The organism is Stenotrophomonas sp. 71799_Sma (assembly GCF_056482505.1).
On record NZ_CM151202.1, the window covers coordinates 777718 to 794200 of the forward strand.

General features: G+C 67.3%; 15 protein-coding genes. 11 read left to right on the top strand and 4 right to left on the bottom strand.

Going from position 1 to position 16483, the window contains the following annotated elements; translation table 11 throughout:
* Positions 1-2: 2 nt before the first annotated feature.
* The 5 genes from ACZK4Z_RS03465 to ACZK4Z_RS03485 all read left to right on the top strand — a co-directional run bounded on the left by ACZK4Z_RS03465 (position 3) and on the right by ACZK4Z_RS03485 (position 5459).
* Complete coding sequence (locus ACZK4Z_RS03465) at positions 3-974, top strand: aldo/keto reductase (protein ID WP_125895536.1); 972 nt, start codon at positions 3-5, stop codon at positions 972-974.
* A 289-nt stretch (positions 975-1263) separates the two neighbouring features.
* On the top strand, positions 1264-1458 hold the full coding sequence (hemP, locus tag ACZK4Z_RS03470; RefSeq protein ID WP_005412278.1) for a hemin uptake protein HemP: 195 nt from the start codon (positions 1264-1266) through the stop codon (positions 1456-1458).
* A 153-nt stretch (positions 1459-1611) separates the two neighbouring features.
* On the top strand, positions 1612-3855 hold the full coding sequence (locus ACZK4Z_RS03475; protein WP_428993080.1) for a TonB-dependent hemoglobin/transferrin/lactoferrin family receptor: 2244 nt from the start codon (positions 1612-1614) through the stop codon (positions 3853-3855).
* 4 nt (positions 3856-3859) lie between these two features.
* Positions 3860-4459 carry a ChuX/HutX family heme-like substrate-binding protein gene (locus ACZK4Z_RS03480; RefSeq protein ID WP_100434059.1) on the top strand — a complete coding sequence of 200 codons (600 nt, stop codon included), beginning with the start codon at positions 3860-3862 and terminating at the stop codon, positions 4457-4459.
* A gap of 73 nt (positions 4460-4532) precedes the next feature.
* The gene (locus tag ACZK4Z_RS03485) at positions 4533-5459 is read left to right on the top strand and encodes a DUF6607 family protein (protein WP_032129933.1); all 927 of its coding nucleotides are present in this window, start codon (positions 4533-4535) and stop codon (positions 5457-5459) included.
* Between the two features lie 150 nt (positions 5460-5609).
* Here the strand turns inward: ACZK4Z_RS03485 and ACZK4Z_RS03490 are convergent, their stop codons facing one another.
* From ACZK4Z_RS03490 to ACZK4Z_RS03500, 3 genes are read right to left on the bottom strand one after another with little or no spacing between them, the layout of a single operon-like run.
* On the bottom strand, positions 5610-6173 hold the full coding sequence (locus ACZK4Z_RS03490; protein WP_478451186.1) for a hypothetical protein: 564 nt from the start codon (positions 6171-6173) through the stop codon (positions 5610-5612).
* Positions 6174-6203: 30 nt separating this feature from the next.
* Entirely contained in the window at positions 6204-8720 is a 2517-nt protein-coding gene (locus ACZK4Z_RS03495) for an ABC transporter permease (protein WP_125895537.1), read from the bottom strand.
* Positions 8717-9364, bottom strand: coding sequence for an ABC transporter ATP-binding protein (locus ACZK4Z_RS03500; protein ID WP_100437902.1), 648 nt, complete (start codon positions 9362-9364; stop codon positions 8717-8719). Before ACZK4Z_RS03500 ends, ACZK4Z_RS03495 begins: the two co-directional genes overlap by 4 nt.
* Before the next feature lie 75 nt (positions 9365-9439).
* Between ACZK4Z_RS03500 and ACZK4Z_RS03505 the strand changes: the two genes are divergently transcribed.
* From ACZK4Z_RS03505 to ACZK4Z_RS03515, 3 genes are all read left to right on the top strand, one after another.
* Positions 9440-10084 (top strand): arylesterase, encoded by a 645-nt coding sequence (locus ACZK4Z_RS03505; protein WP_125895538.1) that lies wholly within the window; start codon positions 9440-9442, stop codon positions 10082-10084.
* Between the two features lie 87 nt (positions 10085-10171).
* Positions 10172-10885 carry a response regulator transcription factor gene (locus tag ACZK4Z_RS03510; protein ID WP_002811889.1) on the top strand — a complete coding sequence of 238 codons (714 nt, stop codon included), beginning with the start codon at positions 10172-10174 and terminating at the stop codon, positions 10883-10885.
* Between the two features lie 155 nt (positions 10886-11040).
* Positions 11041-12312 carry a sensor histidine kinase gene (locus ACZK4Z_RS03515; protein WP_125895539.1) on the top strand — a complete coding sequence of 424 codons (1272 nt, stop codon included), beginning with the start codon at positions 11041-11043 and terminating at the stop codon, positions 12310-12312.
* A 231-nt stretch (positions 12313-12543) separates the two neighbouring features.
* On the opposite strand, the gene ACZK4Z_RS03520 is transcribed toward ACZK4Z_RS03515, so the two are convergent.
* Positions 12544-13245: an SGNH/GDSL hydrolase family protein gene (locus ACZK4Z_RS03520; protein WP_125895541.1), complete on the bottom strand. Its 702-nt coding sequence runs from the start codon at positions 13243-13245 to the stop codon at positions 12544-12546.
* A 213-nt stretch (positions 13246-13458) separates the two neighbouring features.
* Between ACZK4Z_RS03520 and ACZK4Z_RS03525 the strand changes: the two genes are divergently transcribed.
* From ACZK4Z_RS03525 to ACZK4Z_RS03535, 3 genes are all read left to right on the top strand, one after another.
* Positions 13459-13854 carry a diacylglycerol kinase gene (locus ACZK4Z_RS03525; protein ID WP_032129924.1) on the top strand — a complete coding sequence of 132 codons (396 nt, stop codon included), beginning with the start codon at positions 13459-13461 and terminating at the stop codon, positions 13852-13854.
* 32 nt (positions 13855-13886) lie between these two features.
* Positions 13887-14636 carry a TerC family protein gene (locus tag ACZK4Z_RS03530; RefSeq protein ID WP_004144462.1) on the top strand — a complete coding sequence of 250 codons (750 nt, stop codon included), beginning with the start codon at positions 13887-13889 and terminating at the stop codon, positions 14634-14636.
* Between the two features lie 220 nt (positions 14637-14856).
* Complete coding sequence (locus ACZK4Z_RS03535; protein ID WP_032129923.1) at positions 14857-16017, top strand: MFS transporter; 1161 nt, start codon at positions 14857-14859, stop codon at positions 16015-16017.
* Positions 16018-16483 lie beyond the last annotated feature (466 nt).

Sequence of the window (16483 nt, forward strand, 5' to 3'; positions counted from 1 at the left end):
GCATGCAATACCGTCGCCTGGGCTCTACCGGCCTGCCGATTTCCGCCTTGTCCTTCGGCGCCTGGGTGACCTTCGGTGACCAGATCCCGCGCGACGAGGCCCGCAACCTGGTGGCCGCCGCCTGGGATCATGGCGTCAACTTCTTCGACAACGCCGAGGGTTATGCCAACGGCCGTGCCGAACAGGTCATGGGCGACGTGATCACCGACCTGCGACTGCCGCGCGACGGTTTCTGCGTGTCCAGCAAGGTGTTCTTCGGCAGTGCCAAGGACCCGCGGCCGACCCAGCGCGGCTTGTCGCGCAAGCACGTGACCGACGCCTGCCATGCCGCGCTCAAGCGCCTGCGGGTGGACTACCTGGATCTTTATTACTGCCACCGCCCGGATCCGGACGCGCCGATCGCCGAGACCGTGCACGCCATGGATACCCTGGTACGGCAGGGCAAGATCCTCTACTGGGGCACTTCGGAGTGGTCGGCGGCGCAGATCCAGCAGGCGCTGGACATCGCCGAGGCGCGCAACCTGCAGGGCCCGTCGATGGAGCAGCCGCAGTACAACCTGTTGCACCGCGAGCGGGTCGAGGTCGAGTACGCGCCGCTGTATGCGGGTGCCGGCCTGGGCACCACCATCTTCTCGCCGCTCGCCTCGGGCCTGCTCACTGGCAAGTACGACCAGGGCATCCCGGCCGATGCGCGGCTGGGGCGGGAAGGCATGGAGTGGTTGCAGGACCTGGTGCTGGGGGCCGACGCCGGGGCCCGCCTGGGCCAGGTGCGGCGCTTCAGCGAGGTGGCACGCGCGCTGGGCCATGCCCCGGCGACGCTGGCGATTGCCTGGTGCCTGCGCAACCCGAACGTTTCCAGCGTGATCCTCGGCGCCAGCCGGGTCAGCCAGCTGCTGCAGAACCTGCAGGCACTGGACGTGCTGGAGCAGGTCGACGCGGCCGGCTGGGCCCAGGTCGAAGCCGTCTTCGCCTGACAACCCTTTGGAGAGTCGAGCCACGCTCGACTCCAGGTTGGTCGGGCCTTTGTAGAGTCGAGCCATGCTCGACTCCGCACGTAGCGCGGGCATTTCCAGGCGACGGCGCGAGAGCAGTCGAGCGTGGCTCGACTCTACAGAAGCCGTGTGCCCCCATCTTTCAATAGATGAAATCTATAGAATTTCAGAATTCGATCATTAATCTCATCAATGAAATTGAGAATGGTTGTTGATTGTCAACTGAGAATCATTATCATTTAACTCGTCCCTCGCACGAGTCCAGATGCTCATGAATGCTCAACCTGTACTGCTGCGCCCCGAAACGCTGACCCTCCGCGATCGACCGGTCCGCGTCGTTCCGCCGGAAGAGGTCATCGACAGTGAAGCCCTGCTCAAGGGCCGTCGTGAAATTCTGATCCAGCACGGCGACCGCTTCTATCGCCTGCGGCACACCAGCAACGACAAGCTGATCCTGACCAAGTAATCGCGGCCTGGTCGCCCGCCTCCCTCCCTCCTGCCGGCAGCGCCGACAGGGTGGGCGACCCGTCCGCTCCCGCTCTCTCCCCCTCGGTCTACCGCGTGCACCTTCCGGGTGTGCCGGTAACCGGGGGTTCCCCTGCCTGACCGAATGAACCCGATGACCCGCCATACCGCCCTGTGTCTTGCTGTCTGGATGGCGTTGCCGCTGTCCGCCCACGCTGCTGCCGCCGCTGCGCCCGACGCGCGCGAATTTGACCGGGTGCAGGTCACCGCGACCCGCACCGAGCGGGCCGTGAGTGACGTGGCGGCCACCGTGGACGTCATCGACCGTGAGCAGATGGACCGGCACCTGGTGCAGGACATCAAGGATCTGGTGCGCTACGAGCCGGGCCTGTCGGTCACCCGCAGCGCGACCCGCTTCGGCCTGGATGGTTTCCGCATCCGTGGCCTGGACGGCAACCGCGTGCGCATCCAGACCGACGGCATCGTCATGCCGACCCGGTTCGACATCGGTTCGTTCGCCAGTTCCAACCGCAACTTCACCGACCTCGATACGCTCAAGCGCGTGGAGATCGTGCGCGGCCCGGCCAGCTCGCTGTACGGCTCCGATGCGCTGGGCGGCGTGGTGGCGTTCGTCACCAAGGACCCGGCCGACTACCTCAAGGACGGCAAGAACAGCTACTTCGGACTGAAGTTCGGCTACGACGGTGAGTGGAAGGGCCTGCTCGGCGGTGCCACCGCCGCCTTTGGTGGCGACCACTGGAGCGGCCTGGTCAACGTCAACCACCACCAGGGCCAGGAAACGGACAACAAGGGCACGGTGCGCAGCGACAACGACACCCGTACCGCGTCCAATCCGCAGGACCGCGACGGCCGCAGCCTGCTCAGCAAGCTGGTCTATGCACCGAGCGAAGACCAGCGCTTCCGCTTGACCGTGGAAGGCAACGAAGACACCACCGATACCAATGTGTTGTCGGCGATTGCCAGCGTTGCACCGCGCCCCGGCGCGATGGCTGCGGCTACTGGCATGAAGTCCCACGACACGCAGAAGCGTACCCGCGTGTCCTTTGCCCACGAAATGGATGCGCTGGACCAGCCGTTCGCCGACAGCCTGCATTGGCAGGTGTACGCGCAGAACAGCGAAACCCGGCAGCAGACCGACGAGACCCGCACCGACGGCACCCGCCGCCACCGCGTGTTCTCCTTCGACCAGCATGCCTATGGCCTGCAGGCGCAGTTCAACAAGGCGTTCACCACCGGCAGCGTCGAGCACGCATTGACCTACGGTTTCGAAGGCACCCGTACCGAGATCCGCCAGAAGCGCGACGGCTATCAGGTCAGCAAGGCTGGCGTGGTCAGCAACACGGTGCTGCCGGACACCTTCCCGGTGCGTGACTTCCCGATCAGCAAGACCACCGAGCTGGGCCTGTATGCACAGGATGAAATGCGCCTGGCCGACGGCAGGCTGTCGCTGGTGCCGGGCGTGCGCGTCGACCGTTACGAGCTGAAGCCGGAAGTGGACAGCATCTTCGCCGAAGACAACCCGACCACGGCCGTGGCGCAGCTGAAGAAGACCAGCGTGTCGCCGAAGCTGGGCATGGTCTGGCGCTTCACCGACCAGTGGTCGCTGTTCGCCGGCTATGCGCGTGGCTTCCGTTCGCCGCCGTACAACGACGTCAACATCGGCCTGACCAACGTGGCCTTCGGCTACACCGCCATCGCCAACCCGGACCTGAAGCCGGAAACCAGCGACGGCTACGAGCTTGGCCTGCGCTTCATCGCGCCGGCGGCGTACGTCAGCGTCAGTGGCTACTACAACGACTACAAGGACTTCATCCAGTCCAACGTCAACACAGGCCGCAACGGACAGGGCCTGATGGTGTTCCAGTCGCAGAACATCGCCGACGCGCGCATCTATGGTGCGGAAATGAAGGCCGGCATCGAATTCGGTGAACTCAGCCCGGCGCTGAAGGGCTGGGCGCTGCGCAGCGCACTGGCGTGGTCGCGTGGCGACAACAAGACCGACGACGAACCGCTGGCCTCGGTCGATCCGCTGCGTGGCACGCTGGGCCTGATGTACGACACCGACACCTGGGGTGTCGAGCTGGCCGGCACCTTTGTGCAGCGCAAGAAGCATCTGCCGCCGCCGGCCGCGCAGACCAACCCGAATGCACCGGCGCCGTTCGTCTACCAGCCGGCTGGCTACGGCGTGCTGGACCTGATGGCGCACTGGAACTTCGCACCGGGTGCCACCATCAATGTCGGCGTGTTCAACCTGGCCGACAAGCGCTACATCGAATGGTCGTCGATCACCCCGAGCCTGATCACCAATCGCGCATTGAGCGATCGCTTCAGCAGCCCGGGCCGCACCTTCTCCGCCAGCCTTGCCGTTTCCTGGTGACCTCATGAGCCGAGCACTGTCCGCCCGCAGGAATGACTCCATCGCCGTGCCGAACAGCACGGCCTGGCCGACCCCGGCACAGCTGGCCACGCTCGGCACCGTGCTGTGCCTGTACCACGCCGATGGTAATGAGCTGGGTGGCTGGCGCCAGGCGGTGCGTGTACATGCCTGCCAGGGCGTGGACAGCGAGGGCCTGCGCGAAAGCCTGTGCTTCCTCGATGGCCGGGGCCGCTGCGTGTGGCGCCTGTACCTGCTGCCAGACAGTGACTTCCTTGCCTGGGACCGGCTGGTCGCCGCGCTGCCGCCGGGCCCGGAACACGACAGCGATGCCAGCGTCGGTGAACGCCTGTGGCGGCGCCTGGCCGGCCATCTGGGGGGGCAGCGCTGGCGCCTGTGCGCGCTGCGCCTGCATGCCGCAGACGATGGCCGCACCCTGGCCGCCAGCCTGTCGACCCTGTCCTCGCTGGGCGCTGCCACCGCGCGTCGCATTGCACGGCTGGAAGGTGCCGAAGGCGAGCTGGCAATCGACGATTGCTGCTGTGCCGATGCCGCGCGGCGTCCGGCGCCGCGGATTCCCGGCGACCTGCCGCTGATCCGCCTGTGACCCACTCCTGATGGAACGCCTGTCGGCCACGGACGGCCTCTCAACGCATCTGCAACCCCGAAGGAAGACCCCGATGAAGCTCCAGACAGCCAGCGCCCTGCTTGTGCTCGCCGCCAGCGGCGTGGCCAGCGCGCAGCCCTCCGATATCGCCCGTGACCACGACAGCATCCTTGCCATGCAGGGTGAGTACACCGTGGACTTCGCCTTCGACGAGACCGTGCTGCTGAAGCCGGGCTACGAGCGCGCGCCGGCGATGCGCAGCGGCGGCAGCGAAGTGGTCATCGTGGTCGAAGACACGCCGAAGCGCATCGTGCTGCAGCACCTGCTGCTGGACGAGAAGAGCGGCCACATCACCAAGCACTGGCGCCAGGACTGGGTGTACGAAGCACCGAACCGTTTCGAGTTCAGTGCCGACCAGACCTGGAAGGTGCGCAGCATTCCGGCGGCGGTGAACCAGGGCGCCTGGACCCAGTGCGTATACGAAGTGAGCGACGCACCGCGCTATTGCGGCACCGGCACCTGGACCTACACCAACAACGTGCCGAGCTGGACCAGCGACCTGAGCTGGCGTCCGCTGCCGCGCCGCGAGTACACCAAGCGCAGTGACTACAACGCGCTGGCCGTGATCAACCGCCACACGCTGACCCCGAACGGCTGGACCCACGAGCAGTTCAACACCAAGGTGCAGCGCAACGCCGATGGCAGCCAGGTGGAGATCGCCCGCGAGTTCGGCTTCAACGACTACGTGAAGACCACCGAGGTCGATTTCACCCCGGCGCGAAACTACTGGAAGGCCACTGCCGGTTACTGGGCCAAGGTGCGCCAGCGCTGGGACGGCTTCCTCGGCCAGGCGCCGGGCGTGCACCTGAAGACCAAGATCGACGGCATGGCGATGATCATCCCGATGTTCACCCAGGCCGAAGAGATCCAGGCCGGCAAGAAGGTGAAGGACAAGCAGATCGACGACGTGTTCGCCAAGTACGTGGAAAAGGCCCAGTAAGTCGAGCCATGCTCGACTCCACGGCAGCATCCACGCATGGCGTGGATCTACCGTGCCGCATATCCGCTTCTGATAGGTGCCGAGCTTGCTCGGCACGCTCTCCATCGGTGATCGCACGCTGCATCCATGCCATGCGTGGATGCGATGCACTCAGGACGCCGGCCCACTCAAGGTGGTCAGGTCCAGCCCGGCGTCCTGGAAGGCACGCAGGGTAGCCTGGAGGCTGGCCTCGTCATCGCGGGTGCGGACGCCCATGGCAGCTTGGTGGCAACGCACTCGATCCGTGCTGCAGGCGCTCCGGTCCGGCAGCAGCAGCGCGGTCTGTGCGACGAGGATCGCCATGTGCGCCACTTCCTTTCTCGGCTTCGGTTGGCCCCGGTAGAACCGGTCGAACTCAGTACGCAGGTCGGCCACCACGTCGGCATCGCTGCGCGTGCGTGACACGCTGGCCGGAACCAGATAGGTCGGGTGGCCCTCGTGGAAGGCTTGCGCTTCATCGGCCAGCACCGTTTCCAGCACGAAAGCCTGCACCGCGTCAGGAACATAGCCCTCCGCCGCGCGGGCGCCTGCGGGTAGCACCGCGGTGAGCAGCGGGGAACTGGCGAGAAGGATGCGCAGACAGACGCCGTATTTCATCTTCATTCCTTGAACATCGGGAGCGCGGTGAACGAGGTTCCGCTTCCGGACGATCTGATCGGGTGGGGCGCGCAGCATAGCGCCCCACCCGAGCGTGTCACGATCGCGTCAGGCTTCGCGCAGGGCCAGTGCCGGTGGCGTATGCAGGATCGCCCGCGTACCCCACCAGCCTGCCAGCAGGCTCAAGCCGATGCCGACCACGCCGCCGATCAGCAGGCCCGGCCACGGCGGCAGCAACGGCAGCTCGAACACCTTCTGCGAGACCGCCACACCGATCGCAGCGGCCGCGCCCACCGCCAGCAACGCCGCCAGCGTGCCCAGCGCACCGAATTCCACCAGCACCGCGCCGCGCAGCTGGCGACGGGTCGCGCCCAGCGTGCGCAGCACCGCGCTGTCGTAGCGGCGTTCACCGGCCGTGGCCTGCAGCGCGGCCAGCAGCACCAGCACGCCGGCCAGCAGACTGAACACCATCACCAGCTGCACCGCCTGTGCCACCCGTTCCATCACATCGCGCACCTGCGAGATCACCGCGTCCACGTCCAGCAGCGACAGGTTCGGCTGCGCGCGTACCAGCTCGCCCAGTCCGGCGGCCTTGCCGGCCGGTAGATGGAATGCCGACAGCAGGTTGTGTGGTGTATCGCCCACCGCATTCGGGTTCAGCAGCACGAAGAAGTTCGGGCGGAAGGTGTTCCAGTCGGCCTTGCGCACGCTGGTGACAGTGAACTCGCGTTCCTGCTCGCCCACCGCAATGGTGATGCGGTCGCCGGGATGCACGCCGTAGCGCTTGGCCCAGCCGATTTCCACCGAGGCTTCGGCGGCGGTGCTGTCTGCCTTCCAGAAGGTGCCGTTCATCAGCGTGTTGGCCGGCGGGAAGCTGCTGCGCCAGCTGAAGTTCAACGGCCGGTTCTCGTCGTCGTCATTGCGCTGGGCTTCGCCTGACGCCGGCTGCCCGCTCTGGTCCGGCGAGCGATCCACGCGCAGCGGCGGCTTGCCGTTGATCGCGATCAGGCGGCCGGTGGCCATCGGTTCGATGCTGGCGTCGTTGGCGCCCAGTCCACGCAGCGCGGCCAGCACGCTGTCGCGCTGTTCGGGCTGGATGTTGATCAGGAAGTAGTTCGGCGTATCCGCGGGCAGGCGTTCGCGCCATTGCTGCAGCAGGCCGGGGCCGGTCACCGCCAGCAGCAACAGCGCGCACAGCGACAGCGACAGCCCCACCAGCTGCATCACCGCCAGCATCCGGCGCCGGGTCAGCGCGGCCAGACCCAGCCGCCAGTGGCCATGCAGGCGGTGCTGCAGGCCGCGCAGCAGCTGCAGCAGCACGAAGCCGACCACGCCGGCCGCCACCGCCAGCGCGGCCAACCCGCCCAGCACCCACAGCGCCAGCTTGAGATCACCGGTGACCTGCACCGCCAGCAGCAGGCTGGCCGCCAGGGCAGCCACGTAGGCCAGCAGCGAGGCCGGCGGCAGGGCGGCGAAGGAACGGTTGAGCACCCGCATCGGCGGCACCCCGCGCAGGCGCAGCAGCGGCGGCAGGCCGAAGCCGAACAGCAGCAACAGCCCGATGCCGGCACCGGTCAGCGCAGGCATTGCCTCGGGCAGCGGCAGGCGCTGCGGCACCAGACTGCCCAGCACCTGCACCAGGCCCTCCTGCGCCGCCATGCCCAGGCCGATGCCGAGTGCGCAGGCCGGCACCGCCAGCATCAGCAGCTGCAGTGCCAGACCGGACAGGATGTCGCGCTGGCGCGCGCCCAGGCAGCGCAGGATCGCCACCTGGTCGATGCGGCGCAGGGCGAAGCGGTTCGCCGCCAGCGCCGTGGCAACACCGGCCAGCAATACCGCCAGCAGCGCGCTGAGGCCGAGGAAGCGCCCGGCCAGGTCGAAGGCCTGGCGCACGCCACGCTGGGTGTCGTCCACACTCAGCAGGCGCAGGCCCTTCACCTGCGGCAGCAGCCATTGCCGAAGTGCCGCGATCGGCTCTGCTGCTCCGGCGAACATCAGCCGGTAGTTGATGCGGCTGCCCGGACCGAGCAGGCCGGTGCCTTCCACATCGGCGCGGTTGACCAGCAGGGTGGGGGAAAGCGTAAGCAGGTCGCCGCCGGTATCCGGCTCGGCCTCGATGATGCCGGCGATGCGCAGCGTGCCAGCGCCGAATTCAAGGTCGTCACCGGCTTTCAGTCCCAGCCCCTGGAGAAGGCGTGGGTCGGCATAGGCCTGGCCCTTGGCCGGCACGCCGGCGTTGTCGATCAGGGCGCCCCCGGGCGTGGCCCGCACCCGCAGCGTGCCACGCAGCGGATAGCCCGCCTGCACCGCCTTGATGCTGGCCATCTGGCTGGCATCACCGTTGAACAGCACGCTGCCGAAGCTGGCGATACGGGTGTAGGCCAGTCCGCGCCGCTGCGCCTCGTCGGCGAACGCCTGCGGCGGGTCATCGCGCCCGGCGATGCCGAGGTCGCCGCCTAGCATTTCCGCTGCGCTGCCGGTCAGTGCCAGGTTGACCCGGTTCACCAGCGTGCCGACCGCGGTCATCACCGCCACGCCCAGCACCAGCGCGGCGAACACGGTCAGCAGGTCGCCGGCCAGCGCCTCGCGGCGCAGCGCGCGCCACGCGTGCCGCAGCAGGTTCATGCCTGCGCCCCACGCTCGACCGGCAGCAGGCGGCCGTCGTCGATGCGGTGGATGTACTGGCAACGCTGGGCCAGGCGCAGGTCGTGAGTGACCAGCACCAGGGTGGTGCCGCTGCCGGCGTTGAGTTCGAACAGCAGGTCGCTGATGTGCTGGCCGGTGGCGTGGTCCAGCGAGCCGGTCGGTTCGTCGGCGAACAGGATGCGCGGGCGGGTGACGAAGGCACGTGCCAGTGCCACGCGCTGCTGCTCGCCGCCCGACAACTGGCGCGGATAGTGGCGGGCGCGATGGGCCAGGCCGACCTGGGCCAGTACTTCTTCGACCCGCGCCCGGTCTTCGCGCCCGGCCAGTTCCAGCGGCAGCGCGACATTCTCGGCGGCGGTCAGTGCCGGCAGCAGATGGAAGCTCTGGAACACGAAGCCGACCTCACGCGCGCGCAGCTGGGCGCGGGTCTCCTCGTCCAGCGCCGCCAGGTCCTGGCCGGCCAGCGCGATGCGGCCGCGGCTGGGCAGGTCCAGCCCGGCCAGCAGGCCGAGCAGGGTGGTCTTGCCGGAACCGGAGGCACCGACGATGGCCGCGCTGGTCCCTTCATGGACGGTCAGGGTGATGTTGTCCAGTATGTGGACTTCACCCTCCGGGCCCTGCACGGATTTGCCGACCTGGTCGACGGCGATGGCAACGGACGCGCTGCGGGGGGACAGGCTGTCGATGAGGAGACTCCAATGCGCAAGACGGGATGGAGCCGGCGAGCCGGCGTGATGATGGTGCTGCTGCTAGGGTTCCTGCTGCTGCCTGGGCTGGCGTATGCCAAAGGTCCGGCTGGCACCGTGCTGGTGCTCGGCGACAGCCTCAGTGCTGCCCACAATATCCCTGCCGACGCCGGCTGGGTGAGCCTGCTGCAGCAGCGGGTCAGGCAGCAGTCGAAAACACCGGCGCGCATCGTCAACGCCAGCATGAGCGGGGAAACCACCGCCGGCGCGCTGACCCGCCTGCCGGGCCTGCTGGCGAAGGAAAACCCGACCGTGGTGGTGATTGCCCTCGGCGGCAACGATGCACTGCGCGGGCTGACCCCGGCGCAGGTGCAGGGCAACCTGGAAAAGATGGTGCAGGCCAGCCAGAAGGCCGGTGCCAAGGTGCTGCTGCTGGGCATCGACGTGCCGCCCAACTACGGGCCAGCCTATCGCCAGCGCCTGGCGGCGGCCTACAAGGCGCTGGCCACGCAGTACAAGGTGCCGCTGCTGCCCTTCCTGCTGGAGGGCGTGGCCCTGCAGCCGGGCATGATGCAGGCCGACGGGCTGCACCCGACCGCACAGGCGCAGCCGAAGGTGCTGGACAACGTCTGGCCGCTGCTCAGACCGCTGCTCTGAACCGTTTGTTTACCTCTTGACGGAACTTCACATCGCGTCCACCGTCGATCCGGCATGTTTCACAAAGCTGAAGTTAGAGGGAATCACATGCGTCAGACGAAGGAGACCTCCGGCTTGGTGCTGGTGGTCGAAGACAACCGCAACATCTCCGAGATGATCGGGGAATACCTGGAAGGTCGCGGCTTCGAAGTCGACTATGCACAGGACGGCCTGGATGGCTACCGCCTTGCGGCGGAAAACAGCTATGACGTCGTGGTGCTCGACTTGATGTTGCCGCGCCTGGATGGCATCGAAGTGTGCCGTCGCCTGCGCAACGATGCGCGCAAGTCCACCCCGGTGCTGATGCTCACGGCACGCGACACGCTGGACGACAAGCTCACCGGCCTCGGTTTCGGCGCCGATGACTACCTGACCAAGCCGTTCGCGATCCAGGAGCTGGAAGCCCGCCTGCGCGCGCTGATCCGCCGCGAGCGTCGCCAGGTCGGTTCGGAAGTGCTGAAGGTCGCCGACCTGGTGCTCGATCCGGTCAGCATGCGTGCCACCCGTGCCGGTACCGAGCTGCAGCTGTCGCCGATCGGCCTGCGCCTGCTGACCATCCTGATGCGCGAATCGCCGCGCGTGGTCACCCGCCAGGAGATCGAACGCGAGATCTGGGGCAACGGCCTGCCGGATTCGGACACCCTGCGCAGCCACCTGTACAACCTGCGCAAGATCATCGACAAGCCGTTCGACCGTCCGCTGCTGCATACCGTGCAGAGTGCCGGCTACCGCATTGCCGACATCGCCCAGCCGATGGCCTGAGCAGGCCCGCGCCGGTGCAGCCGCAGGCCGGGCCGGGCTGCGGCCAGGCACAAGGGCAGGGGATGACCGTCCGGCAGTGCCGCCGGTCATCGCCCGTGCATCCCAACGGCGCGGTGCGCTGCCTATAATCGCAGCGCTCTGACCGGGACCCCGCAATGCCGCACGGCCTGCCGCGCAAGATCCGTATCGCTTTCATCCTGCAGGCAGTGCTGGCCAGCCTGGGCATCCTGCTCGGTGCGTGGCTGGTTTCGCTGGTGATCAAGCACAGCCTGGTCGGCGCCGCCCTGCGCGAGGAGGCGGCGTACTTCTGGACGCTGCACGAGGCCTCGCCGGTGCAGCCGCCACCCAACACCCAGAACATCCGTGGCTACCTGCTGGAAAGCGGGCAGTCGGCCCTGTCGTTGCCGGCCAATCTGCGCAACCTGGAGCCCGGCTTCCACGAACTGCCCAAGGACGACCAGCTGGTGCTGGTCGATGTGCGCCCGGCCGGCCGCCTTTACCTGGTATTCCTGCGTTCGCGTGCGGAGATGCTGGCGTTCTGGTTCGGCATCGTGCCGGTGCTGCTGACCCTGCTGGCGGTGTATGGCGCCAGTTGGGTCACCTATCGTGCGTCCAAGCGCCTGGTATCGCCGGTGAACTGGCTGGCGCGGCGCGTCTCGCGCTGGGACCCGGGCCACCCGGAGGCGGCCGACCTGGAGCCGAACAAGCTGCCGGCGGACATGCAGGGCGAGACCCGGCAGCTGGCGGCCGCACTGCATTCGCTGGCCAACCGGGTCAGCGCGCACGTGGCGCGCGAGCGCAATTTCACCCGCGATGCCAGCCATGAACTGCGCACACCGTTGACCGTCATCCGCGTGGCCAGCGACATGGCGCTGGGCGATGACAGCCTGGAGCCGCGCCTGCGCCGCAGCCTGCAGCGCATCCAGCGTGCCGGCCGTGACATGGAGGCGGTGATCGATGCCTTCCTGATCCTGGCCCGCGAGGCCGACGTCGAGCCCCAGGTCGAGCTGTTCGACGTCAACGACATCGTCCGCTACGAAGTGGACAACGCCAACGAACTGCTGGGTACGCGCCCGGTGTCGGTGCACCTGCACAGCGATGGCCCGGTGCAGCTGCATGCGCCGCCGCGGGTGCTGCAGGTGGTGGTCAGCAACCTGGTGCGCAACGCGTGCAGTTACACCGATGAGGGGCGCATCGACGTGCATGTGCACAACGATCGGGTGGTGGTGCGCGATACCGGTATCGGCATGTCGACCGACGCACTGTCGCGGGCCTTCGAGCCGTTCTACCGCGCCGAGCCGAGCCGCCCGCAGGGCACCGGCCTGGGCCTGTCGATCGTGCGCCGGCTGTGCGATCGCTTTGGCTGGAAGGTCAGCCTGGCCAGCGAGCCGGGTCAGGGCACCGAGGCCACGGTGATCTTCCGGTAGAGGGCTTTTGCCGGGCTGCGCCCGGCACCCGCCGAGGCGACATCAACATCAAAAGCGGGCATTCCGTGAAATGGCGGGGCGATGTGGGTTTGCAGGACACGCCGTAAACCCGTCCATGGGGGCTCGATGGCGCCATCCATGGCGCCAACGGTCCTGCAAACCCACACCGCCCCGCCTTCGACAGTTTCCCGCGATCCGCAGTAGATCCACGCCATGCGTGGATGGGGTTGCTCAATCGCACTTCACCTTCGGCGCCAGCGCCTTGGTCCAGATCGCATAGCCGGCCGGGGTCATGTGCAGCATGTCCTCGCGGAACAGCGACGCATCCGGCTGGCCGTCGGCGCCCAGCATCGGCGTGTAGACGTCGGTGAAACCGGTGTTGGGCAGCTTGGCCAGAGCTGCCTTGATCAGCGTGTTGGCCTCGTTGATCGCCGGCAGCAGGTGCGCGCGCGACGGGCTTGGCTTGATCGACAGGTACTCCACCTTCGTCTTCGGCAGGTCGCGATGCACGCGCTGCACGAAGGCAACCACATCGTCGCGCACCTGCACGGCGCTGCGGCCGCTGTTGAGGTCGTTGTCACCGGCGTAGAAGAACACCTTGCACGGTGCATACGGCACCACGATGCGGTCGGCATACCAGGTGCTGTCGCGCACTTCCGAACCGCCGAAACCACGGTTGAACACCGGCTGGCCGGGGAAGTCGGCTGCCAGGCCTTCCCACATGCGGATCGAGGAGCTGCCGATGAACTCGATGCCGCCCCGTGGCGGCGGGCTGGCCTGGTCGGCGCTGGCAAAGTGGGCCATGTCGCCGGCCCAGGCCACGTTGGAGACCTGCTCGGGCACGCGCGGCGGCTTGGCCGGGCTCAGCGCCTGGGCCAGGGGGGCGGCGGTCAGCAGGCCCAGCATCAGCAGGCAGGTACGGCGACGGGACATCAGGCGCTCCAGCAGGGAAGGGGAAAGCAATCATAGAAGCTGGGGCGGGCCGGGGCTTGCCCCTGGCAGTCCATTCACCGGGCCGGTGCCGGGATGCGGCTGGCGGCCTTGTGGCAAAATGGCGGCCATCTGCCTATCCCTGTGCACCCATGATTCCCTGCCGTGCGTCTGAGCGGTCGCTGCGCCGCGCCCCTGTTGCTGGATGTTCCACCCGTGGCTGATCAGTTCGGCCATCTGCCCCGCGGCCCGCGCCGCATCTTCCAGGCCGCCCGCTGGTCCTGGCAGGGCCTGCGCGCCGCCTGGCTGCATGAGTCCTCGTTCCGGCTGGAGGTCTACCTGCTGATCCTGCTGACCCCGGTCGCGGTCTGGCTGGGCCAGACCCCGGTCGAGCGTGCGCTGCTGATCGGCTCGATGCTGCTGGTGCTGGCGATGGAACTGGCCAACTCGGCCATCGAGGCGGTGATCGAACGTTACGGCAGCGAGATCCACGAGCTGGCCGGCCGCGCCAAGGACATGGGTTCGGCGGCGGTCTTCGTGCTGATGATGAACGTGCTTCTGTGCTGGGCGCTGGTCGTGGTCCCGCATGCAATGGCCGGCAATTACGGCTGATCCCCATTCCCCCACTGCCCTGAAGAGTTTCCATGTCCTTTGAGTTCCTCGCCGACCCCAATGCCTGGGTGACCCTGTTCACCCTGAGCGCACTGGAAATCGTGCTCGGCATCGACAACCTGGTGTTCATTTCCATCGCGGTCAGCAAGCTGCCGGAAGAGCGTCGCCCGTTCGCGCGCAAGCTCGGCATCGCCGTGGCCTGCATTACCCGCATCGCCCTGCTGGTGTCGCTGGCCTATCTGGCGCACATGTCCGCCAACCTGTTCACCGTGGCTGGTATGGGCATCTCCATCCGCGATCTGGTGCTGATCGTCGGTGGCCTGTTCCTGATCATCAAGGGCTACATGGAGATCAAGGAACTGATCACCGGTGGCGAAGACGAGAACCCGGCCACCAGCAAGGCCTCGGGTGTATTCGGCATGGTCATTCTGCAGATCGCCATCATCGACATCGTGTTCTCGCTGGACTCGGTGATCACCGCCGTCGGCATCGCCGATCACATCCCGGTGATGGTCGCCGCCATCCTGCTGTCGGTGCTGGTGATGCTGCTGGCCGCCAACCCGCTGGGCCGCTTCATCGACGCAAACCCGACCGTGAAGATGCTGGCACTGGCCTTCATCCTGCTGATCGGTGCGGTGCTGATCCTGGATGGCCTGGACGTGCACGTGCCCAAGCCCTACATCTATGCCGCCATGGGCTTCTCGGTGCTGGTGGAATGGCTGAACCTGCTGATGCGCCGCCGCGCACGCGATCACCACGTGCCGGGTGCTGGCGACTGGTAAGCAGATCACAGGCAAATGTGTGTCCCAGAACCCCCGGCCAGCGCCGGGGGTTCTGCGTTATGGGACCCATTGGGCTCGCCGGGCCATGCCCGGCGGGGAGGTTCCCGCCAGCTGTGAATTGAGGTCAACAGTGTTTTCCCGGGGCGAGGCTTAATCCGCGGCAGCAAAGCGCGCAGGCTACGCGCTCTTTTCCAGGACCTGCCCCACGCAGGATGACCCCATGAACTCCAGAGCCGCCTTGTTGGCCCTTGCCGTCGGCGCCTTCGCCATCGGCACCACTGAATTCGCGCCGATGGGCCTGCTGCCCGTCATTGCCGACGGCGTCGGCGTGAACATTCCCACCGCCGGCATGCTGATCACCGCCTATGCCGTGGGCGTGATGCTGGGTGCGCCGGTGATGACCCTGCTGATGGGACGGTTTGGCAAGCGCACCGCGCTGATGCTGCTGATGTCGATCTTCGTGGTCGGCAACCTGCTCTCGGCACTGGCCCCGAACTACGGCCTGCTGTTGCTGTCGCGTCTGGTCACCAGCCTCAATCACGGTGCCTTCTTCGGCATCGGTGCGGTGGTCGCCGCCAGCCTGGTGCCGAAGGACAAGCAGGCTGCCGCCGTGGCCACCATGTTCATGGGCCTGACCATCGCCAACATCGGCGGTGTGCCGCTGGCCACCTGGGTGGGCCAGCAGCTGGGCTGGCGTCTGTCCTTCGCCGGTACGGCGGTGCTGGGCCTGGTCGCGATCACCGCGCTCGGCCTCGCGCTGCCGGCATCCGCGCCGGGGCCGCGCCCGGACGTGCGCCGCGAACTGAGAGCGATCCTGCAGCCGCAGGTGCTGCTGGCGATGGCTACCACCGTGCTTGGCGCCGGCGCGATGTTCACCCTCTATACCTACGTGGCACCGGTGCTGACCGAACTGACTGGTGCCTCCAACGCCTTCATCGCGATGTCGCTGGCGCTGATCGGTATCGGCTTCACCTTCGGCAACGGCATCGGTGGGCGCATGGCCGACTGGTCGCTGGATGGTGCCACCCGCATCCTGCTGGCGGTCCTGGCCGTGTTGATGTTCGTGCTGCCGCTGGCCTTCATGAATCACGCCACGGCGGCGCTGGGCGTGCTGCTGTTCGGTGCGGCGACTTTCGCCATCGTGCCGCCGTTGCAGATCCGGGTGATGCAGGCGGCCAGCGAGGCGCCGGGACTGGCGTCGTCGATCAACGTCGGTGCGTTCAACCTGGGCAATGCCGTGGGTGCGGCGCTGGGCGGTGCGGTGATCAGTTCGGGCCTGGGCTACGCCGCGATTCCGGTGGCCGGTGGCCTGCTGGCGGCCTCGGGGTTGCTGCTGGCATGGCTGGGGCGTCCGCGCACTGCGGTGGCTGAGGCTTGCTGAGAGGGGAGGGTTTCCGGCAGGGCTGCGCCCTGCACCCGCCGAAGCAACAGCAACAGCAACAGCCTGCATTCCGTGGGTTGGCGGGGTGGGTCCGGTTGCGGGGGACGCGCCGTGAATCCGTCCATGGAGGCTTGGCCGCGGCATCCATGCCGCGGACACCCCCGCAATCGGTCCCACCCCGCCTTCGACAGTTTTCCGCGGTCTGTCGGAACGGCGTTCCGCTCTGGTAGGTGTCGACCTTGGTCGACACGAATGCCTGAAGAACCGGCTTTTGCTTTTGTTTTTTTCTTTGTGATCTTTCCGCGGTGCGCAGGAAATTGTCCGTGGCCGGGAGGGTGGGTTGGCTGGGGGCGTGAGCCGCATGGATGCGGCGATCGAGCTTACATGGACGTACTTGCAGCGCCCCCCAGCCAACCCACCCTCCCGGCCACCCACAGAGAACCCGCCAACCACCGCGGAGGGGGCG